Here is a 17,694-nt window from a genome sequence, read left to right as displayed (position 1 = left end):
CCGGCCCCGGCTCCAGCCCGCTCCGGCCCCCCGCCCCCCGCCCCCCGGCCTAGGTCCTGCGGTGGAGGGAGGTTCCGTCTGACGGACAGGGGCGAAACCCGGATGTGCCGCTTACGCTGAAGCGATGAGTGCCCTTGAGCCCCGTGTCTCGCAGACCAGTACACCCGTCCCGCCCCGCCCCGAGGGCGGGATTCTCGGGTCCGCGTACCGGACGCTCAGCATCGGGATGATCTCCTGCATCTTCCTGATCGCCTTCGAGGCCACCGCCGTCGGCACCGCCATGCCCGTCGCCGCGCGTGAGCTGGACGGGATCGGGGTCTATGCCTTTGCGTTCTCCGCCTACTTCACCACCAGTCTGTTCGGGATGGTGCTGTCCGGGCAGTGGTGTGACCGGCGGGGGCCGCTGCGGGCGCTGACCGCGGGGATCGGGGCGTTCGCCGCCGGGCTGGTGCTGGCCGGGACCGCGACGGCCATGTGGGTGTTCGTGCTCGGCCGGGCCGTCCAGGGCTTCGGCGGCGGGCTCGTCATCGTCGCCCTGTACGTGGTCGTCAGCCGGGCCTACGAGGAACGGCTGCGGCCCGCGATCATGGCGGCCTTCGCCGCGAGCTGGGTGGTCCCGTCGATCGTCGGGCCGCTGGCCGCGGGGACGGTGACCGAGCACCTCGGCTGGCGGTGGGTGTTCCTCGGGATCCCGGCGCTGGTCGTCGTACCGCTGGCCGTGGCGCTGCCCGCGATACGGCGGACCGCGTCCGGGCCGGTCGATCCGGACGCGCCGCCCGCCGCGTTCGACCGGCGCCGGATCCGGCTCGCGCTCGGGATCTCCCTCGGGGCGGGGCTGCTCCAGTACGCCGCCCAGGACCTGCGGTGGTGGTCGCTGCTCCCGGGGGCCGTGGGGGCGGGCCTGCTGGTGCCCGCCGTGCTGGGGCTGCTGCCGCGCGGGACGTACCGGGCGCGGCGCGGGCTGCCGTCGGTGGTCCTGCTGCGCGGGGTCGCGGCGGGCTCGTTCATCGCGGCCGAGAGCTTCGTGCCGCTGATGCTGGTCACGCAGCGGGGGCTGAGCCCGACGCTGGCCGGGTTCTCGCTGGCGCTGGGCGGGCTGACCTGGGCGGGCGGGTCGTGGATCCAGTCCACCGGCCGGGTGGCGCCGTACCGGGAGCGGCTGATGGTGCTCGGGATGGTGCTGGTGGCCTTCGCCATCGCCGCCGCGCCGGCCGTGCTGGTGCCGTGGGTGCCGGTGTGGTCGCTGGCCCTGGCCTGGGGCGTGGGCTGTCTCGGCATGGGGCTGGTGATCGGTTCGACGAGCGTGCTGCTGCTGAAGCTGTCGGCGCCGGAGGAGGCGGGGGCCAACTCCGCCGCGCTCCAGATTTCCGACGCGCTGGCGAACGTGGTGCTGCTGGCGGCGGGCGGGGCGGCGTTCGCCGCGCTGGGCGGGGGTTCGGTGGGGGCCGCCCACGGGGCCGGGGGGACCGCCGACGCCGCGGCCTCGCATCCCGCCGCCTTCGTGGTCGTCTTCCTGCCGATGGCCGCGGTCGCGCTGGTCGGCGCCTGGGTCGCCACCCGCCTGCACGAGTCCGCTCCGGCGGCGCTGCACGGGCCTCCGGCCACCGCTGAAATCGGCTGACCTGCCCTCGCACCGCCGCTACGCTGCGCGCATGAGCGACCTGATCATCCGGCTCTCCGCCGCCGAGTACGCGGAACTCGCCGACCTCGCCGACGCCACCGGCTCCACCCCCGAGGAGCACGCCCTCGCGGCCGTACGGGAGCACCTGCGCCGGGAGCGCGAGCAGGTCGGCGACGCGGCGGCCCGGCTGGCGCAGCGGCACGCCCCGCTCCTGAAGCGGCTCGGCGCATGAGCGCCACCCCCGGCGGCGTCGGCGTGCGGCACCTCACCCTCGCCGATGTGCTCGACCTGGCCCGGCACGCCTGCCTGGCCCAGGACCAGGCCGTCGAGCTGCGCGCCCCCGGCCTGCTGGAGTCGGCCGTGCACCGGCCGCGGGCGCGCATGCTCGGGACGCCGGCGTATACGGACCCGTACGAGCAGGCTGCCGCGCTGCTCCACGGCATCGCGGTGAACCACCCCCTGGTCGACGGGAACAAGCGGACCGCCTGGCTCGCGGCTGCGACCTTCCTCGCCGTGAACGGCATCGACCTCGCCGACGCCGACCAGGACGCCGCGTACGGCCTGGTCGTCGACGTGGCCTCCGGGGCCGAGACCGAAGTGGCCGCGATCGCTTCCCGGCTGCGGGAGTTGCGGCCGGTGTGAGACTCGCCGCACCGCCCGAGGTCACAGGCCTGTCCCTCCACGAGGGGCGGGCCGGCCCCGGTAGGGTGGCCCGGTTGTCCTTCGAACGACCGCCGCCGAGAGCCCGAACCGGAGACCGTGACTACTACCGCCTCCCACCACCTCTCACCCGCCTTCCCCGGCCGTGCGCCGTGGGGTACCGCCAGCAAGCTGCGTGCCTGGCAGCAGGGCGCGCTGGACAAGTACATCCAGGCGCAGCCGCGTGACTTCCTCGCCGTCGCCACCCCCGGCGCCGGCAAGACCACCTTCGCGCTGACCCTGGCCTCCTGGCTGCTGCACCACCACGTCGTGCAGCAGGTGACCGTGGTCGCGCCGACCGAGCACCTGAAGAAGCAGTGGGCGGAGGCCGCCGCCCGCATAGGCATCCGGCTCGACCCCGAGTACTCGGCGGGCCCGCTGAGCCGCGAGTACCACGGGGTGGCCGTCACCTACGCCGGTGTCGGCGTCCGCCCGATGCTGCACCGCAACCGCTGCGAGCAGCGCAAGACCCTCGTCATCCTCGACGAGATCCACCACGCCGGCGACTCGAAGTCCTGGGGCGAGGCCTGTCTGGAGGCCTTCGACCCGGCGACCCGCCGCCTGGCCCTGACCGGCACTCCGTTCCGCTCCGACACCAACCCGATCCCCTTCGTCACGTACGAGGAGGGCAACGACGGGATCCGGCGCTCCGCCGCCGACTACACCTACGGCTACGGCAACGCGCTCGGCGACGGCGTCGTCCGGCCGGTCATCTTCCTCTCCTACAGCGGCAACATGCGCTGGCGCACCAAGGCCGGCGACGAGATCGCCGCCAAGCTCGGCGAGCCGATGACCAAGGACGCGATCAGCCAGGCCTGGCGCACCGCGCTCGACCCGCGCGGCGACTGGATGCCGAACGTGCTGCGCGCCGCCGACCAGCGGCTGACCGAGGTCCGCAAGAGCATCCCGGACGCGGGCGGCCTGGTGATCGCCTCCGACCAGGACGCGGCACGCGCGTACGCCAAGCTGATCCGCGAGATCACCGGCACCAAGGCCACCCTCGTGCTCTCCGACGATGCGGGCGCCTCGAAGCACATCGACACCTTCAGCGGAAACACCGACCGGTGGATGGTCGCGGTCCGCATGGTGTCGGAGGGCGTCGACGTGCCCCGCCTCGCGGTGGGCGTGTACGCGACGACCATCTCGACCCCGCTGTTCTTCGCGCAGGCCGTCGGGCGTTTCGTACGGTCGCGCAGGCGCGGCGAGACCGCGTCCGTGTTCCTTCCGACGATCCCGTACCTGCTCGGCTTCGCCAACGAGATGGAGGTCGAGCGCGACCACGCCCTGGACCGGCCGAAGAAGGCGGGCGAGGACGACGACCCGTACGCCGAGTCCGAGAAGGAGATGGCGGAGGCCAACCGGCAGGAGGACGAGGACACCGGCGAGGACGAGCAGATGTCCTTCGAGGCGCTGGAGTCCGACGCCGTCTTCGACCGGGTGCTGTACGACGGCGCCGAGTTCGGCATGCAGGCGCACCCCGGCAGCGAGGAGGAGCAGGACTACCTCGGCATCCCGGGCCTGCTGGAGCCGGAGCAGGTGCAGTTGCTGCTGCAGAAGCGGCAGTCGCGGCAGATCGCGCACAGCCGGCGCAAGCCGGACGCGGACGCGGACCTGCTGGAGCTGCCGGCCGAGCGCCGGCCGGTGGTCTCGCACAAGGAGCTGCTGGAGCTGCGCAGGTCGCTGAACACGATGGTGGGGGCGTACGTCCACCAGAGCGGCAAGCCGCACGGGGTGATCCACACCGAGCTGCGGCGGGTGTGCGGCGGGCCGCCGAGCGCGGAGGCGACGGCCGGGCAGCTGCGGGAGCGGATCAAGAAGGTCCAGGAGTGGGCCACCCGCATGCGCTGACGGTGACGGCACCGGCGGTGGCGACGGTGACGGCACCGGCGTCGGCGATCGCGTCGGCGTCGGCGATCGCGTCGGCGGTGGCGACGGTGTCGGGCGGGCCCGTGGTGTGGAGCTTCGTACGGGCCCGCCCTGCCTGGGAATTGACGGTTCCGGTGGGCGGGGGCGACAGCCGCCGCCTCTGCCGGTACTCGTGTGATGGCACAGGCGTATTGGGGCGCGCGGGAGCGCGCATCGGCGCGTTCCGCGCTCCCGAACCGGCATAAAAGGCCCGTCCGCGCCCGGATTCTGGACGAGGACTTCCGCTGAGCGGACCTGCTCGCTACTGTCCCCGCATCGAACGCCCCGTGGCAGCGCCGCCGCGGGAGCGCAGCCGGTGCCATGGCCGCAACCGGCGGCCTCTCCGTGCGTGTCGCCGTGGGACCGGCGCCGCTCCACCCCGAGAGTCACCGCCGCTCACCACGAGGGAGAGGCTTCGTGACCGCGGAAACCTCACAGACTCTCGACCGAGGTCTCAGAGTCCTCAAGCTGCTCGCCGACACCGACCACGGGCTGACCGTCACCGAGCTCTCCAACCGTCTCGGCGTCAACCGCACCGTGGTCTACCGCCTGTTGGCCACCCTGGAGCAGCACGCCCTGGTCCGCCGCGACCTCGGCGGCCGGGCCCGCGTCGGACTCGGCGTACTGCGCCTGGGCCGGCAGGTGCACCCGCTGGTGCGCGAGGCCGCCCTGCCCGCGCTGCGCGCCCTCGCCGAGGACATAGGAGCCACCGCGCACCTGACCCTCGTCGACGGGTCGGATGCGCTCGCCGTGGCCGTCGTGGAGCCCACCTGGACCGACTACCACGTGGCCTACCGGGCCGGGTTCCGCCACCCGCTGGACCGCGGGGCCGCCGGCCGGGCCATCCTCGCCGCCCGCCAGGGCACCCTCATCGAGCCCGGGTACACGCTGACCCACGGCGAGCTCGAAGCCGGTGCGAGCGGCGCCGCCGCCCCGCTGGTGGGGATCAGCGGGCTGGAGGGCAGCGTCGGCGTGGTCATGCTGTCCGACGCCGTGCCCGAGCGGGTCGGCCCGCGGGTCGTGGACGCGGCCCGGGAGGTCGCCGACGCCCTGCGCTGAGGCCCGCCGCAGGCCCCGTACGACGCCGGGCGCAGGCCCCGTACGACGCCGGGCGCAGGCCCCGTACGTACGACGCCGGCCGCAGGCACTGCGACGGCCTGCCGCCGGGCCGCGCGACGCCCCGCGCCGACCCCGTACGACGCCCCGCACGGCTGCGTCCCGGCCGCCGGGCGCGGCCGTGCCCGGGCCGCCCGATAGATTGGCCGGGTGCTCTCTCGTCTCTCCCGTCTGTCGCGTCCCGCCGCCCTGGCCGTCTGCGCCGCGCCCGTGCTCGGCCTGTTCGCCGTGGCGGCCTTCGCACCGCTGCCCTTCGTGGTCGCCCAGCCCGGGCTCACGGCGGACGTGCTCGGCGCCCACGAGGGCAAGCCGGTCATCGTCATCACCGGCGCCCCGACCCGGCCGACCAAGGGCCAACTGCGCATGACCACGATCGAGGCCACCGGGCCGTCGACCACCGTGCGCCTGCCCCGGCTCCTCGACGACTGGTTCGACAGCTCCCGCTCGGTCATGCCCAAGGAGGCCGTCTACCCCTCCGGCGGGAGCGACGAGGAGATCGAGAAGCACAACCTGGAGCAGATGGCCGCATCCCAGGAGGACGCCACCCGGGCGGCCCTCGGGTTCCTGAAGAAGGACCCGAAGGAGGTGAAGGCAGACCTCAACCTCGCCGACGTCGGCGGCCCCAGCGCCGGCCTGCTGTTCGCCCTCGGCATCGTCGACAAGCTCGACGGCGACGGCAGCGGCGGCGACCTCACCGGCGGCCGCACGGTCGCGGGCACCGGCACCATCAGCGCGGACGGCAAGGTCGGCGCGGTCGGCGGGGTGGCCCTGAAGACGCAGGCCGCCCACCGCGACGGGGCGAGCGTGTTCCTCGTCCCGGAGGCGGAGTGCTCCGACGCGGCCTCCGAGCTGCCCGAGGGGCTCCGGCTGATCCCGGTCAGCTCCCTGTCCGACGCGGTGAACGCGCTGCGCGCGCTGAACCGGGAAGAGCCGGTTCCGTCCTGCTGACCGGCTCCCGCTCCATCGACCGGAACGACGGGAACACCAGCGGGGCGAGCGTGGTCAGCAGGTAGACCCCGCCGAACGCGAGCAGCGCCGGGGCCGTGCCGAACCCGTCGACGAGCAGGCCCGCGCCGAGCCCGCCCAGCGGCATCGTCAGCTCGCAGCCGGCGGTGCTCACACCCGCGACCCGGCTGCGCAGCGCGTCGGGGACCCTCTCGTACACCACGGTGGTCAGGATCGGGTTGAGCATGCCGACGCCCAGCCCGGCCAGGGCCATCGTCACCGCCAGCGGCAGCGTGGTGTCGGTGAGGGCGGCGACCGCGTACCGGGGCGCCCCGGCGACCAGGAAGGCGGCCGCGAACACCGCCCGGCGCGGGAACCGCTCGCCCCACACCCCGTACAGCAGGGCGCCGAGCAGCGCGAACCCGCCGAAGAGGGACACGAGCAGGCCGAGCGCGGTGGCCCCGCCGAGGGCCTCGCGGCCGTGCACGGGCAGCAGCACCGAGGACCAGCCCTGGTCCAGGCCGTTGGTCATCATCACCATCACGGTGACGCCCAGCAGCAGCCGCGAGCCGGCCAGGAAGGCCCAGCCCTCGGCCAGTTCGGCCCGGTAGCGGGCGAACGAGGCCTTCTCCGCGCGCGGTTGCGGCTCGGCCGCCGGGATGCCCCGTACGAACACGGCGACCAGCAGGGCGGAGGCCGCGAAGGTGGCCGCGTCCAGCAGCAGGGCCGCCTCGGCGCCGAGCACCGCGATGAGGACGCCGGCCACCGCGGCCCCGATCATCCGGGCGCCGCGCTGGACCGCGTCGTACAGGCTCGCGGCCCGCGCCATCGTGGTGCCGGCGTGCTCGGCGAGGTCGGGCAGCAGGACGTGGCGGGCGGTCAGGCCCGGGGTGTGCACGAGGCCGCCGACGGCCATCAGCCCGCACAGCATCCAGAACTCCAGCAGGCCCGCGTAGTGCAGCAGCGGGATCGCGCCCACGGCCAGCGCGCAGACGGCGTCGGAGGCCGCGGAGACCCGGCGCCGGCCGACCCGGTCAATGACCGGGCCTCCGACGAGGGCCGCGACGACGATGGGCAGGGTGGCGCAGAAGGCGACGATGCCGGCCCGGCCGGCGCTGCCGGTGGTCTGGAGCACGAACCACGGGACGCCGATGAGGGTGATCGAACTCCCCGCCGTGGAGATGGTGTTGGCGGCGAGTACGGCGGCGAAGGGGCGCCGGCTCATCCCGCGGCCCCGGCGCGGACGTGGCCGTTGCCGGGGCCGGGCAGGAGCAGCCGGTTCCCGGCGCGGACCAGGGCCTCGCCGAGCCGGTTGCGCAGGGCGCGGACGAAGGGGTGCCGGGGCGCCGCTGCACCGGCCCGCCCGGCGGGGGAGGTGCGGGAGGGACGGGCGGTGCGCCGGGCGCGGACGGCCTCCCGGGCCAGGCGCCCGGCGGCGGCCTCGGCGGCCAGCTCGGCGGTACGGGCGGCGTGGGCCGGCAGGGCGGTCCCGGCCTGGATGTCGGCAGTAGTGAAGGCGTGCATGGCAGGACTCCTTCGGGGTGAGGAGGCGGTGGAGGGCACGGCTGACCGGCCCGCGACCTGCCGTGCGCGGCGCCCGGCGCGCGGTGCGCGGTGCGCGGTAGGGGTGCGGGGGAGCGCTGCGTATTGCCGTGCTGTGGTGCGGGTGTGCGGCTGCGCCGGGGGACGGCGGGCGGCGGCTACTCGCTGCCGCCGCTGCCGCCGCGCGGGAAGGCGTGGGTGTGGAAGCGGACCGTCTCGGTCGTCCCGTCCTGCGGCGCGTCGCGATAGCTGTTGATCAGGTCGTGGATCCTGCGGATGAGGTCGAGGCTCTGCTCGGGGGTCAGGCGCAGGGTGAAGTCGCTGATGTCCGAGCCGCGCCGCCACTCCTGGGGCCAGGCGTGGGCGTTGCCGAGCCAGGTGCTCACCTCCTGCGCGTGGATCGTCGCGATCTCGTGCAGGAAGAGGTCGGCCGCGCCGCGGGTGGCCGGGTCCTGGTCGTAGATGAGCTGCTCGTCCCAGACCGTGCCCTCGTGGGCGGCCCTCCACCACCGCTCGCGGCCCTTCCCGTGCCCGGGCGCGTCCTCGACGAACCCGTGCGCGGCGAGCTGGCGCAGGTGGTAGCTGGTGGCGCCGCTGGACTCGCCGAGCCGCTCCGCGAGCTGCGAGGCGGTGGCCGGGCCGTCCTGGCGCAGTGCACCGAGCAGGCGCATGCGCAGGGGGTGGGCCAGGCCGCGCAGGGAGCGGGCGTCCAGGGTGCGGGTGGTGCGGGTCTGGAGCTCCGGGGCTTCCGGCTTCTCGGGCATGCCTCAAGCCTAGGCGTGCAAAGAAACCTATGCAAGGGTTTCTTTGCAACGCCTTCTTTGGGACTTCCCTCCCTGGCTCCGGGCGCCGGCTCAGCCCTCCAGGGCCGCCTGCTCCACGAGCGGGATGACCCGAAGCGGCACCGGGTTCTCCATCACGATCGCCGTCGACGCCCGCACGATCCCTTCGAAGCCGACGACCCGGTCGATCACCCGCTGGAGATCGGCGTTGGAGCGCGCGACCAGCCGGCACAGCATGTCCCCGTGCCCGGTCGTCGTGTGCAGTTCCAGCACCTCCGGTACGCCGCCGAGGTGTGCCCGTACGTCGGCGCCCTGGCCCTGCTTGATCTCCAGCGTGGCGAACGCGGTCACCGGGTATCCGAGGGCGGCCGGGTCCACCTGCGGCCCGAAACCGCGGATCACCCCGTTCGACTGGAGCCGGTCCAGCCGGGCCTGCACGGTGCCGCGCGCCACGCCGAGCCGGCGCGAGGCCTCCAGGACGCCGATCCGCGGTTCGCGGGCGAGCAGGACGATGAGGCGACCGTCGAGTTCGTCGATTCCCATAACACTGCCTCCAGGCGGCTCACAGGTGGTCATCCTGCACAGATGTTTCAACCATGCTGCGGCTCCACTGGGCAGTTTGTACAGCAAAAGAGGAAACTATTGCGCAGCTTGTGGATCGGCGGGACTCTGCGCTCATGACTGAGACCCTCGAAACCACCCCGCACACCGCGCGTGAGGCCGACCCCTTCCCGGTGAAGGGCATGGACGCGGTCGTCTTCGCCGTCGGCAACGCCAAGCAGGCCGCGCACTACTACTCGACCGCGTTCGGCATGAAGCTGGTGGCCTACTCCGGCCCCGAGAACGGCGTTCGCGAGACGGCGAGCTACGTCCTGACCAACGGCTCCGCCCGCTTCGTCATGACCTCGGTCATCAAGGCGAGCACGGACCGCGGCCGCTTCCTCGCCGAGCACGTGGCCGAGCACGGCGACGGCGTCGTCGACCTCGCCATCGAGGTCCCGGACGTCCGCGCCGCCTACGCGTACGCCGTCGAGCAGGGCGCCCGCGGCCTCGACGAGCCGTACGAGGTGTCCGACGAGCACGGCACCGTCGTCCTCGCCGCCATCGCCACCTACGGCCAGACCCGCCACACCCTGGTCGAGCGCAAGAACTACACCGGCCCCTACCTGCCCGGCTTCGTCGCCGTGAACCCGATGGTCGAGCCGCCGGCCAAGCGGACCTTCCAGGCCATCGACCACTGCGTGGGCAACGTCGAGCTCGGCCGGATGGACGAGTGGGTCGGCTTCTACAACAAGGTCATGGGCTTCACGAACATGAAGGAGTTCGTGGGCGACGACATCGCGACCGAGTACTCGGCGCTGATGTCGAAGGTCGTCGCGGACGGCACCCTCAAGGTGAAGTTCCCGATCAACGAGCCGGCGATCGCGAAGAAGAAGTCGCAGATCGACGAGTACCTGGAGTTCTACGGCGGCGCCGGCGTCCAGCACATCGCGCTCGCCTCGAACGACATCGTTGCGACCGTCCGCTCGATGCGGGCGGCGGGCGTGCAGTTCCTCGACACCCCGGACTCGTACTACGACACCCTCGGCGAGTGGGTCGGCGAGACCCGCGTGCCGATCGACACCCTGCGCGAGCTGAAGATCCTCGCCGACCGCGACGAGGACGGCTACCTGCTCCAGATTTTCACCAAGCCGGTGCAGGACCGCCCGACCGTCTTCTTCGAGATCATCGAGCGCCACGGCTCGATGGGCTTCGGCAAGGGCAACTTCAAGGCCCTGTTCGAGGCGATCGAGCGCGAGCAGGAGAAGCGCGGCAACCTCTGACAGTCGCGAGGACGGACCCGCGGCGCCCCGGCCCGGCCCCGGCCAAGGCCCCGGCCCGGGCCCGGGCCCCGGATCCACCCACGGCAGGCCCCCCGCCCTCGGGCAGGGGGCCCGTGCCGTTCCCGGAGCAGGGTCAACCCGCTGCCGGGCCGGGCTTCGGCCGGGCGGGCCGGGGCTCGGGCTCGGGCTCGGGCGAGGGGTTCGCCGGCGCGGCCTCCGCCGGCTTGCCGGGTTCCGCGGACTCCGCCGGCTTGGCCGGCTTCGGTTCGGCCGTCTCCCGCTTCGCCGACGGCGACGGCGACGGCGACGGTGACAGCGACGGCTTCGGCAGCTCCGGCGGCACCCAGGGCGCGGTCGGCTGCACGTTCTCGGGCCCGCCCGGCGGCGGCTGCCCGATCGCCGCCAGCGCCTCCGCGGCCAGCGGCCCCCGTACCGGCGAGAACCGCGGGTTCGTCCGCACCGCCTCCTGAAGGTGCCGCCGCGCCGCCGCCTCGTCGCCCCGGCTCAGCTCGATCATCCCCCGGTGGTAGGCGAAGTCCGCGCTCCGCAGCCCCCGGTCCGCCGCCTTCTTCGCGTACTCCAGCGCCGACGCGTCATCGCCCAGCCGGTGCAGCGCCCACCCCAGCGCGTCGGCCACCTGCACGTTCTTGTGCCGCGCCCACTCCGCCGTCAGCCGCCGCACCGCCGCCACCGGATCCCCGTGGTCCGCCTCGAACAAGCCGAGGACCACTGACTCGTTCACCCCGCCCCGCCGGCTCACGGCCGCCGCCCGCACCAGGTCGAACGAGGCCTTCGCCTCGTCCCAGCGCCCCAGCGACTCCAGCAGCTCGCCCAGCTCCAGCGCCAGCTGCGGCGACTGCGCCCGCCCCAGCGCCAGCCGGTAGTCCCGTACCGCCTCCCCGCCGCGCCCCAGCCCCGCCAGCGCCCGCGCCCGGCCCCCCAGCGCCTCCGCCTGTGCCGGGTCCGTCCGCAGCGCCCCCTCGTACTGGCGCAGCGCCTCCGCCGGCTCGCCCCGCTCCCACAGCAACTCCCCGCGCCGGTACAGCACGTACGCCTTCTCCGCCGGGGACTTCGCCGCCCCCGCCGCACGCTCCAGCGCCGCCGCGGCGTCCTCGCGCCAGCCGCGGTCCCGGTACACCTGCGAGGCCCTCAGGAACGCCGCCGGCCCCGGCCGGATCTCCACCAGCCGCTCCATCGCCTTCTCGGCCGCCTTGTAGTCCCCCAGCCCCGAGTACGCGTCCACCAGTACCGGGTACGCCGTCCACCGCTGCGGCGCCTGCGCCCGTACGAGCTCGCCCCACTTCCGCCCGGTCCCGTAGTCCCCGCGGGCGTTGGCCAGCGTGCCCATGCCCGTCATCGCGTCGAGGTTGCCCTTCTCCGCCGGGCGGAGCTCCAGCGACCGCTTCAGCGCCTTCTCCGCCTTCGGAAACCAGACCGGGTCCGGTCTGCGCCGCGCAAGCTCCAGGTACGCCGACCCCAGCACCGCCCACGACGCGTCGTCCCGCGGATGCCCCGCGACCCACTTCTCCCGGTCCGCGATCAGCGCCGACAGGTCCGCCGCCGCCGCCGGCGCCCCCATCCCGACCGCCGAGGCGGCCCGCTCCTTCGGCCCCTGAGGCCGGGCGTCGCCGCCCGCGCGGGCCGGCCGGATCACCAGCGCCCCGACGATCAGGACCACCGCGACCGCGGCCGCCACGAGCGTCTTGCGGCCCGTGAACGTCACGGGCGGCGCAGCCTCCTGCGCTTCCTTGTCGAAACGGTCCATGCGATCACTGTGCGTCAATATGAATGGCGCACCGCAGTGTCCGAAGCCCGCCGCGGCCGTGTTCACACCGATGGCCCCCGGTGCCACGCTGGGCCCATGGAACTCAAGGACGACGAGCTCACCGCACGGCTGCGCACGCGCCTCCTCGAAGGACTCCCCGCCGCGGCCCTCCTCACCGACCCGCAGGTCACCGCCTCCTACGCCACCGACATGGCGAACTTCTGCCCCGCCGGCACCCCGGCGGCCGTGGTCCTGCCCCGCACCGTGGAGCAGGTCCGGCACGTCCTGCGCACGGCCACCGCGCTACGGGTCCCGGTCGTCCCGCAGGGCGCCCGCACCGGCCTGTCCGGCGCCGCCAACGCCACCGACGGCTGCATCCTGCTCTCCCTCGTCAGGATGGACCGCATCCTGGAGGTCAACACCGTCGACCGGACCGCCGTCGTCGAACCGGGCGTCGTCAACGCCGTGCTCTCGCGCGCCGTCGCCGAACAGGGCCTGTACTACCCGCCCGACCCCTCCAGCTGGGAGCAGTGCACCATCGGCGGCAACATCGGCACCGGCTCCGGCGGCCTGTGCTGCGTCAAGTACGGCGTCACCGCCGAGTACGTCCTCGGCCTCGACGTGGTCCTCGCCGACGGCCGGCTCCTGCGCACCGGCCGGCGCACCGCCAAGGGCGTCGCCGGATACGACCTCACCCGCCTCTTCGTCGGCTCCGAGGGCAGCCTCGGCGTCGTCGTCCAGGCCGTCCTCGCCCTGCGCCCGGCCCCGCCCCGACAGCTCGCGCTGGCCGCCGAGTTCCCCTCCGCCGCGGCCGCCTGCGCCGCCGTCTGCGCCGTCATGGAGGCCGGGCTGACGCCCTCGCTGCTGGAGCTGATGGACCGTACCACCGTACGGGCCGTCAACGCGCTGGGGCATGGGGGTCCCCCCTGCTCGAGCGAAGCCGAGAGCTTGGGGGAGGGCCTGCCCGAGACCACCGAGGCCCTGCTGCTCGCCGCGTTCGACACCCCGCACGCGCCCGACGACCTCGCGGCCGTCGCCGGGCTGTGCACGGCCGCCGGCGCCACGGCCGTCGTACCCGCCGAGGACGAGGCGGAGTCCGAACTGCTGCTCAAGGCCCGCCGGATGGCGCTGACCGCCCTGGACGCGCTGCGCCCGGCCACGATGATCGACGACGTCTGCGTACCGCGCTCGCGCCTGGCCGAGATGCTCGACGGGACCGCCCGCATCGCCCGCACCCACGACCTCGTCATCGGCGTCTGCGCGCACGCCGGCGACGGCAACACCCACCCCGTGGTCTGCTTCGACCCCGCCGACGAGGACGAGACGCGCCGGGCCCGCGCCTCCTTCGACGAGATCATGGCCCTCGGCCTGAGCCTGGGCGGGACCATCACCGGGGAGCACGGGGTCGGCGTCCTGAAGAAGGAGTGGCTCGCCCGCGAGCTCGGACCGGTGGGGCTGGAGATGCAGCGCGCGGTCAAACAGGCCTTCGACCCGCTGGGTCTGCTCAACCCCGGCAAGCTCTTCTGACCGCCTTCGCCTTCGCCTCCGCCGCCCGGCCCCGCGGCGGTGCGGTACGCGGTCCCGGCCGCCCCGCGTCACAGCTCGCCGTCCGCGGCCTCGTCCGACGGCCACGGATCGCGCATCCACAGGTCGTCGGCCGGGGTCGGGGCGAGCAGCTCGGCCAGCGCGGCGTCCAGGCCCAGCAGGTCGGCCTCGGTGCCCGGCGGGACCACCCGCAGCGTGCGCTCCAGCCACGCCGACACCGAGGCGGCCGGGGCCTGGAGCAGGGCGTCGCCGTCGGGGGAGGTGAGCGCCAGATACAGGACCGACCGGTCCTCCAGCTTGGCCGGCCAGATCCGGACGTCCCCGTGCCCGCAGGGGCGGAACACTCCCTCCACCAGCAGCTCGCGGGCGAAGGTCCAGTTGATGGGGGCGCTGGAGCCGGTGTGGAAGGTGATGTGGACGGCGTACGGGTCGTCCGCGAGGTAGACCAGACGTGCGGGCACCGGGACGCTCCGCTCGGCGGACAGGATCAGCTGGAGTTCCAGCTCGCGCTCGACGACGGGGTGGTGGTGCATGGCGGCCTCGCTTCGGTTCGGTGTGCGGGGCCGGGTTGTCGCCCCACACCCGCAGAGAGCACCCCTGCGCCCGGGTATGACGCGACTTCGCGCACCGCACCACACTTTGGCGTGAAACTTTCGATGGCCGAAAACAACCCTGTGGAGGGATGTTCGCCCGAAGGCTTGGATTCTCCCGTTACCGGACCTCCCGGGGGGCGGTTCTTGGCTATGGTCCTCCCCTTGCACAAGCCTCAAGCCCACGATCGGAGTTGGGGACATGACGGCCTCCCCTGGTGACGGCGAGCACGCGGCCCGCGAGGGCTACTACCCCGATCCGTCCATCCCCGGCTACGTCCGGTACTGGAACGGCCTGTCCTGGGTCCCGGGCACGAGCCGGCCCGCCACCCCGGCCGACCGGACCGGCCCGGCGCTCCCGGACGAGACCTCCGTGACCGAGGCGCTGCCCGACCCCGACTCCGACTCCGACCCCGACCCCGAACCCGACCCCGAACCGTCGCGGTCGCCGTCACCGCCCTCGGCGCCGGAGCCCGCGCCGGACCGGATGTCCGTACGCGCCGCCGCCTGGCAGGCCGATCCGCTGCACCAGTCCGGCTTCGGCGGCCCGCACGACCGCCGGGTGTCCTGGGGCAGCGGCAGCGGACCCGCCGGGCGGCCCGACCCGGAGCCCGGGCCTGAGCCCGACCCGGGGCACACGCCCGCACGGCCCGCAGGCGCCGCACCGGGGCGCGGCCCGCACCCGGAGCCGTCGGCCGGCGGAACCACGGGCGGTGCGCACGGCGCGGGCGGCGGCGCGGGCGGCGGTGTGGTCAGATGCCCCGGCAGCGGCCTGGGCAGCCTCTCGGACGGGCCGGGCGGGCGGACGGAGCGGGGGCCCGGCGTATCGTTCGCCCGTACCCCGGCCGCAGCCGCGGCGGCCGCGGAGCGGCACCCCGCCCAGGGCGTGGGCATCCTGTCGGCCCGCTCTCCGGCAGCCGCAGCCGCAGCCGCAGCCGCAGCCGCAGCCGCTGCCGCTGCTGCGCCGGCCGCGCAGGCGGCCCCGGCCACGGCGTGGCCCACCGTCCCCGGGAGCGGCACCGACTCCGGGATGACCTCCTCGTGGCCCGAGGCGACGGAGCGGCCCGCCCCCACCCCCGGTGCCGCCCCCGCCGCCCCCGCCCCCGCCGCCCCGCGCCCGCAGCCGCACCCCGGCGCCCGGCCGTCTCCGGCGGCGGCCGCGGCCCGCGGGGCGTCCGCGTTCCCCGCGGCTCCCGAGGCCCCTGCGTCGCCCGTGTCCCTCCCGTCGCCCGGGTCCCCCGCGTCGACCGACTCCCCCGCGCCCCCGGCCGTCCGGGGCTTCCCCGCCGCCGAGACCCCGGCATCCGCTCCGGCGCCGGCGGCCCGCGTCGCCCGCCGGGCCCCCGCCCCGCAGGGCGCTCCCGGGCCCCGGCGGGCCCCCGCCCCCGCGGCCTCCACCGGCTCCGCCGCACCGGCCCCGGCTGCGGCTGCGGCCCCTGCGCGGAGCACCGGCCGGGCCGTCTTCGAGAAGATGGCGGAGCGGGCCGTACGCCCCTCCGGGCTGGCGCGCCGGTTCGTGGCCCGTGCCCTGGACACCCTGGTGTTCGGCGCCGTCGCCGCGGCCGTCGCCCGGCCCCTCGTACCGGCGGCCGCCGCCCACCTCCAGTCCAAGGTGGACGCGGCCCGCGCCAGCGGCAGGGTCACCACCGTCTGGCTGTTCGACGCGACCATCGCCGGATACGCGGGCGTGGTCCTGGGCGCCCTCGTGGTCTTCGGACTGCTCTACGAGGTGCTGCCGACCGCCCGTTGGGGCCGGACCCCGGGCAAGAAGCTCCTCGGTGTCCGCGTCCTGTCCGCCGCGACGTACCGCCCGCCCGACTTCGGCGCGGCCCTGTCCCGCTGGCTGGTCGGCGCGTCCCTCGGGCCCGTGGGCGGGCTGTGGTGCCTCGCGGACCGGCCCCGCCGCCGGGGTGCGCACGACAGGGCGGCCGGGACGTACGTGGCCCGCTGACCACCCCTCAGGAGACGTGCCGGGGGAGGCCCCTCCCCCGAACGGACCCCGCCGCGTTGCGGGTTCCGCGGGGCCGGGTTCGACTCGGGGCATGAGCACCGACCAGCCGCCGCCGGAGCAGCCGCCCGAGGACCCGTTCCTCAAGAAGCCCCAGGGTCCGCCGCCCCCGTCGAACGGAACGCCTCCCGGCGGCACACCCCCGGGCGGCACACCCCCCGGCGGCCCGTACGGCGGCGGCGAGCCCTTCGGCTCGGGCGCCGGCGGCGGCTACGACATGCCCGACCCGCTCGCCGGCATGCCCCCGCTCGCCGACTTCGGGAAGCGGGTCGCGGCCCGGATCATCGACGCCGTCATCGTGTTCATCCCGCTCTTCCTCATCCAGCTCGCCTTCGGCCCGAACCGGTACGTGGTCCAGACCGACGAGGGCGAGGATGTCAGCGAGGTCTTCACCAAGTCGTACAGCGGCACCGGCCTGGCCATGACCCTGCTGTCGATCGTGGCGTACGTCGGCTACGACTGGTGGTTCACCCGGAAGGACGGCAGGACCGTCGGCAAGAGGGCGCTGGCGCTGCGCGTGGCGATGCTCAACGACGGCAGCGTCCCGCCGTCCGGCGCGGCCCTGTCCCGTGCCGCCGTGCTGTGGCTGCCGACCCTCATCTGCTGCTTCTGCCTGTGGCCGCTGGTGCTGCTCGTGTCGATGTTCGTGGACAAGCCGTACCGGCAGGCCCTGCACGACAAGGTCGCCAAGACGGTGGTGGTGACCGCCTAGTTCAGTGGTGGACGGGTTGTTCGGCAGCGGCCGCCCGGGGTTCCGGCACCCGGGCGGCCGCCGCCGTGTCTTCGCCGGCGCCCTCGGGCGCCGCAAGGGGCGTGACTTCGGTTACAGTCACGCGCTCCGGACGGCCGCCGGCGGCGGTTCCGGCGCCGGCCGCGCGCCTGCGCCGGCCGCGCGGGGCGGCTGCGGTGAGTGCGACGAGCAGGCCGAGGGCGAGGGCGGCCGTGGCGATGACCGCGACACCCGCTCCGGAGCGGGTCTGCGAGACCAGCAGCATGGCGATCGTCGAGGCGACGACGGCGGCGGACCCGTAGAGGAACTGGGCGGCAGTCGGGCGCGGCATGGCGGTTTCCGTCCTCAAGGCGGGCGTGGGGGGTCTGCTCAACTGGGTCGCGCGTCAAGCGACTCTACGACCGGGGCATGCCCGGACGGAACGGGCCGTAAGCGTGACCTGACCCACGGTGCCCGGTGCACGGGGGGCGCACGGGGTCACACCCCGTCCCGCATCGTGGGCAGGACGCGTCCTTCGTCCCGTATGGCCGCGTAACGTCCGGATAGCGGAACTCCCCCACCGCATAGTGCAGTTGAAAGGAAGAAGTCAAGTCTGTCTTTTCTTTAGACTCTCCGGTCAAATG

General features: G+C 74.6%; 18 protein-coding genes. 10 read left to right on the top strand and 8 right to left on the bottom strand.

The window, feature by feature from the left end; all coding sequences use genetic code 11:
- Positions 1 to 124: 124 nt before the first annotated feature.
- From AC068A_RS03360 to AC068A_RS03345, 4 genes are all read left to right on the top strand, one after another.
- Positions 125 to 1,621 carry an MFS transporter gene (locus AC068A_RS03360; RefSeq protein ID WP_478579984.1) on the top strand — a complete coding sequence of 499 codons (1,497 nt, stop codon included), beginning with the start codon at positions 125 to 127 and terminating at the stop codon, positions 1,619 to 1,621.
- 31 nt (positions 1,622 to 1,652) lie between these two features.
- Positions 1,653 to 1,853: a hypothetical protein gene (locus AC068A_RS03355; RefSeq protein ID WP_478579982.1), complete on the top strand. Its 201-nt coding sequence runs from the start codon at positions 1,653 to 1,655 to the stop codon at positions 1,851 to 1,853.
- The gene (locus tag AC068A_RS03350) at positions 1,850 to 2,263 is read left to right on the top strand and encodes a type II toxin-antitoxin system death-on-curing family toxin (protein WP_478579981.1); all 414 of its coding nucleotides are present in this window, start codon (positions 1,850 to 1,852) and stop codon (positions 2,261 to 2,263) included. Before AC068A_RS03355 ends, AC068A_RS03350 begins: the two co-directional genes overlap by 4 nt.
- Before the next feature lie 117 nt (positions 2,264 to 2,380).
- Positions 2,381 to 4,168, top strand: a complete 1,788-nt coding sequence (locus AC068A_RS03345) for a DEAD/DEAH box helicase (protein ID WP_478579978.1) — start codon at positions 2,381 to 2,383, stop codon at positions 4,166 to 4,168.
- On the opposite strand, the gene AC068A_RS03340 is transcribed toward AC068A_RS03345, so the two are convergent.
- Positions 4,131 to 4,370 carry a hypothetical protein gene (locus tag AC068A_RS03340; RefSeq protein ID WP_478579975.1) on the bottom strand — a complete coding sequence of 80 codons (240 nt, stop codon included), beginning with the start codon at positions 4,368 to 4,370 and terminating at the stop codon, positions 4,131 to 4,133. The two genes, AC068A_RS03345 and AC068A_RS03340, sit on opposite strands and share 38 nt — an antisense overlap.
- 272 nt (positions 4,371 to 4,642) lie before the next feature.
- On the opposite strand from AC068A_RS03340, the gene AC068A_RS03335 reads away from it, so the two are divergent.
- Positions 4,643 to 5,284 carry an IclR family transcriptional regulator gene (locus tag AC068A_RS03335; protein ID WP_478579973.1) on the top strand — a complete coding sequence of 214 codons (642 nt, stop codon included), beginning with the start codon at positions 4,643 to 4,645 and terminating at the stop codon, positions 5,282 to 5,284.
- A 207-nt stretch (positions 5,285 to 5,491) separates the two neighbouring features.
- A complete protein-coding gene (locus tag AC068A_RS03330; protein ID WP_478579970.1) occupies positions 5,492 to 6,289 on the top strand; it encodes a YlbL family protein in 798 nt (265 codons plus the stop codon).
- Here AC068A_RS03330 and AC068A_RS03325 read toward each other — a convergent pair.
- From AC068A_RS03325 to AC068A_RS03310, 4 genes are all read right to left on the bottom strand, one after another.
- Positions 6,219 to 7,511 carry an MFS transporter gene (locus AC068A_RS03325; protein ID WP_478579968.1) on the bottom strand — a complete coding sequence of 431 codons (1,293 nt, stop codon included), beginning with the start codon at positions 7,509 to 7,511 and terminating at the stop codon, positions 6,219 to 6,221. The genes AC068A_RS03330 and AC068A_RS03325 overlap by 71 nt on opposite strands.
- Complete coding sequence (locus AC068A_RS03320; RefSeq protein ID WP_478579966.1) at positions 7,508 to 7,810, bottom strand: hypothetical protein; 303 nt, start codon at positions 7,808 to 7,810, stop codon at positions 7,508 to 7,510. Before AC068A_RS03320 ends, AC068A_RS03325 begins: the two co-directional genes overlap by 4 nt.
- Before the next feature lie 176 nt (positions 7,811 to 7,986).
- The gene (locus AC068A_RS03315) at positions 7,987 to 8,592 is read right to left on the bottom strand and encodes an ArsR/SmtB family transcription factor (RefSeq protein ID WP_478579963.1); all 606 of its coding nucleotides are present in this window, start codon (positions 8,590 to 8,592) and stop codon (positions 7,987 to 7,989) included.
- A gap of 90 nt (positions 8,593 to 8,682) precedes the next feature.
- Positions 8,683 to 9,153: an Lrp/AsnC family transcriptional regulator gene (locus AC068A_RS03310; protein ID WP_478579960.1), complete on the bottom strand. Its 471-nt coding sequence runs from the start codon at positions 9,151 to 9,153 to the stop codon at positions 8,683 to 8,685.
- Between the two features lie 134 nt (positions 9,154 to 9,287).
- Between AC068A_RS03310 and hppD the strand changes: the two genes are divergently transcribed.
- Complete coding sequence (gene hppD / locus AC068A_RS03305; protein WP_478579957.1) at positions 9,288 to 10,433, top strand: 4-hydroxyphenylpyruvate dioxygenase; 1,146 nt, start codon at positions 9,288 to 9,290, stop codon at positions 10,431 to 10,433.
- A gap of 133 nt (positions 10,434 to 10,566) precedes the next feature.
- Here the strand turns inward: hppD and AC068A_RS03300 are convergent, their stop codons facing one another.
- Positions 10,567 to 12,198, bottom strand: coding sequence for a tetratricopeptide repeat protein (locus AC068A_RS03300; RefSeq protein WP_478579954.1), 1,632 nt, complete (start codon positions 12,196 to 12,198; stop codon positions 10,567 to 10,569).
- Positions 12,199 to 12,294: 96 nt separating this feature from the next.
- On the opposite strand from AC068A_RS03300, the gene AC068A_RS03295 reads away from it, so the two are divergent.
- Positions 12,295 to 13,725 (top strand): FAD-binding oxidoreductase, encoded by a 1,431-nt coding sequence (locus tag AC068A_RS03295; protein ID WP_478579951.1) that lies wholly within the window; start codon positions 12,295 to 12,297, stop codon positions 13,723 to 13,725.
- A 68-nt stretch (positions 13,726 to 13,793) separates the two neighbouring features.
- On the opposite strand, the gene AC068A_RS03290 is transcribed toward AC068A_RS03295, so the two are convergent.
- Entirely contained in the window at positions 13,794 to 14,276 is a 483-nt protein-coding gene (locus tag AC068A_RS03290; RefSeq protein WP_478579949.1) for an SsgA family sporulation/cell division regulator, read from the bottom strand.
- 259 nt (positions 14,277 to 14,535) lie between these two features.
- Between AC068A_RS03290 and AC068A_RS03285 the strand changes: the two genes are divergently transcribed.
- On the top strand, positions 14,536 to 16,284 hold the full coding sequence (locus AC068A_RS03285) for an RDD family protein (protein ID WP_478579946.1): 1,749 nt from the start codon (positions 14,536 to 14,538) through the stop codon (positions 16,282 to 16,284).
- Between the two features lie 91 nt (positions 16,285 to 16,375).
- On the top strand, positions 16,376 to 17,053 hold the full coding sequence (locus AC068A_RS03280; protein ID WP_478579945.1) for an RDD family protein: 678 nt from the start codon (positions 16,376 to 16,378) through the stop codon (positions 17,051 to 17,053).
- Between the two features lies 1 nt (position 17,054).
- On the opposite strand, the gene AC068A_RS03275 is transcribed toward AC068A_RS03280, so the two are convergent.
- A complete protein-coding gene (locus AC068A_RS03275; RefSeq protein ID WP_478579943.1) occupies positions 17,055 to 17,402 on the bottom strand; it encodes a hypothetical protein in 348 nt (115 codons plus the stop codon).
- Positions 17,403 to 17,694: the final 292 nt, after the last annotated feature.

It is taken from the genome of Streptomyces sp. NPDC043854 (assembly GCF_056436005.1).
Note: the sequence above shows the minus strand (reverse complement) of the source record. Positions and strands in the feature narration are given on the sequence as shown.

Excerpts from the sequence above, each read along its gene's own strand:
- AC068A_RS03275 (WP_478579943.1), bottom strand. The coding sequence starts at position 17,402 with ATGCCGCGCCCGACTGCCGCCCAGTTCCTCTACGGGTCCGCCGCCGTC.
- AC068A_RS03295 (WP_478579951.1), top strand. The coding sequence starts at position 12,295 with ATGGAACTCAAGGACGACGAGCTCACCGCACGGCTGCGCACGCGCCTC.
- AC068A_RS03350 (WP_478579981.1), top strand. The coding sequence starts at position 1,850 with ATGAGCGCCACCCCCGGCGGCGTCGGCGTGCGGCACCTCACCCTCGCC.
- AC068A_RS03290 (WP_478579949.1), bottom strand. The coding sequence starts at position 14,276 with ATGCACCACCACCCCGTCGTCGAGCGCGAGCTGGAACTCCAGCTGATC.
- hppD (WP_478579957.1), top strand. The coding sequence starts at position 9,288 with ATGACTGAGACCCTCGAAACCACCCCGCACACCGCGCGTGAGGCCGAC.
- AC068A_RS03360 (WP_478579984.1), top strand. The coding sequence starts at position 125 with ATGAGTGCCCTTGAGCCCCGTGTCTCGCAGACCAGTACACCCGTCCCG.
- AC068A_RS03285 (WP_478579946.1), top strand. The coding sequence starts at position 14,536 with ATGACGGCCTCCCCTGGTGACGGCGAGCACGCGGCCCGCGAGGGCTAC.
- AC068A_RS03355 (WP_478579982.1), top strand. The coding sequence starts at position 1,653 with ATGAGCGACCTGATCATCCGGCTCTCCGCCGCCGAGTACGCGGAACTC.
- AC068A_RS03310 (WP_478579960.1), bottom strand. The coding sequence starts at position 9,153 with ATGGGAATCGACGAACTCGACGGTCGCCTCATCGTCCTGCTCGCCCGC.
- AC068A_RS03300 (WP_478579954.1), bottom strand. The coding sequence starts at position 12,198 with ATGGACCGTTTCGACAAGGAAGCGCAGGAGGCTGCGCCGCCCGTGACG.
- AC068A_RS03325 (WP_478579968.1), bottom strand. The coding sequence starts at position 7,511 with ATGAGCCGGCGCCCCTTCGCCGCCGTACTCGCCGCCAACACCATCTCC.
- AC068A_RS03315 (WP_478579963.1), bottom strand. The coding sequence starts at position 8,592 with ATGCCCGAGAAGCCGGAAGCCCCGGAGCTCCAGACCCGCACCACCCGC.
- AC068A_RS03280 (WP_478579945.1), top strand. The coding sequence starts at position 16,376 with ATGAGCACCGACCAGCCGCCGCCGGAGCAGCCGCCCGAGGACCCGTTC.
- AC068A_RS03320 (WP_478579966.1), bottom strand. The coding sequence starts at position 7,810 with ATGCACGCCTTCACTACTGCCGACATCCAGGCCGGGACCGCCCTGCCG.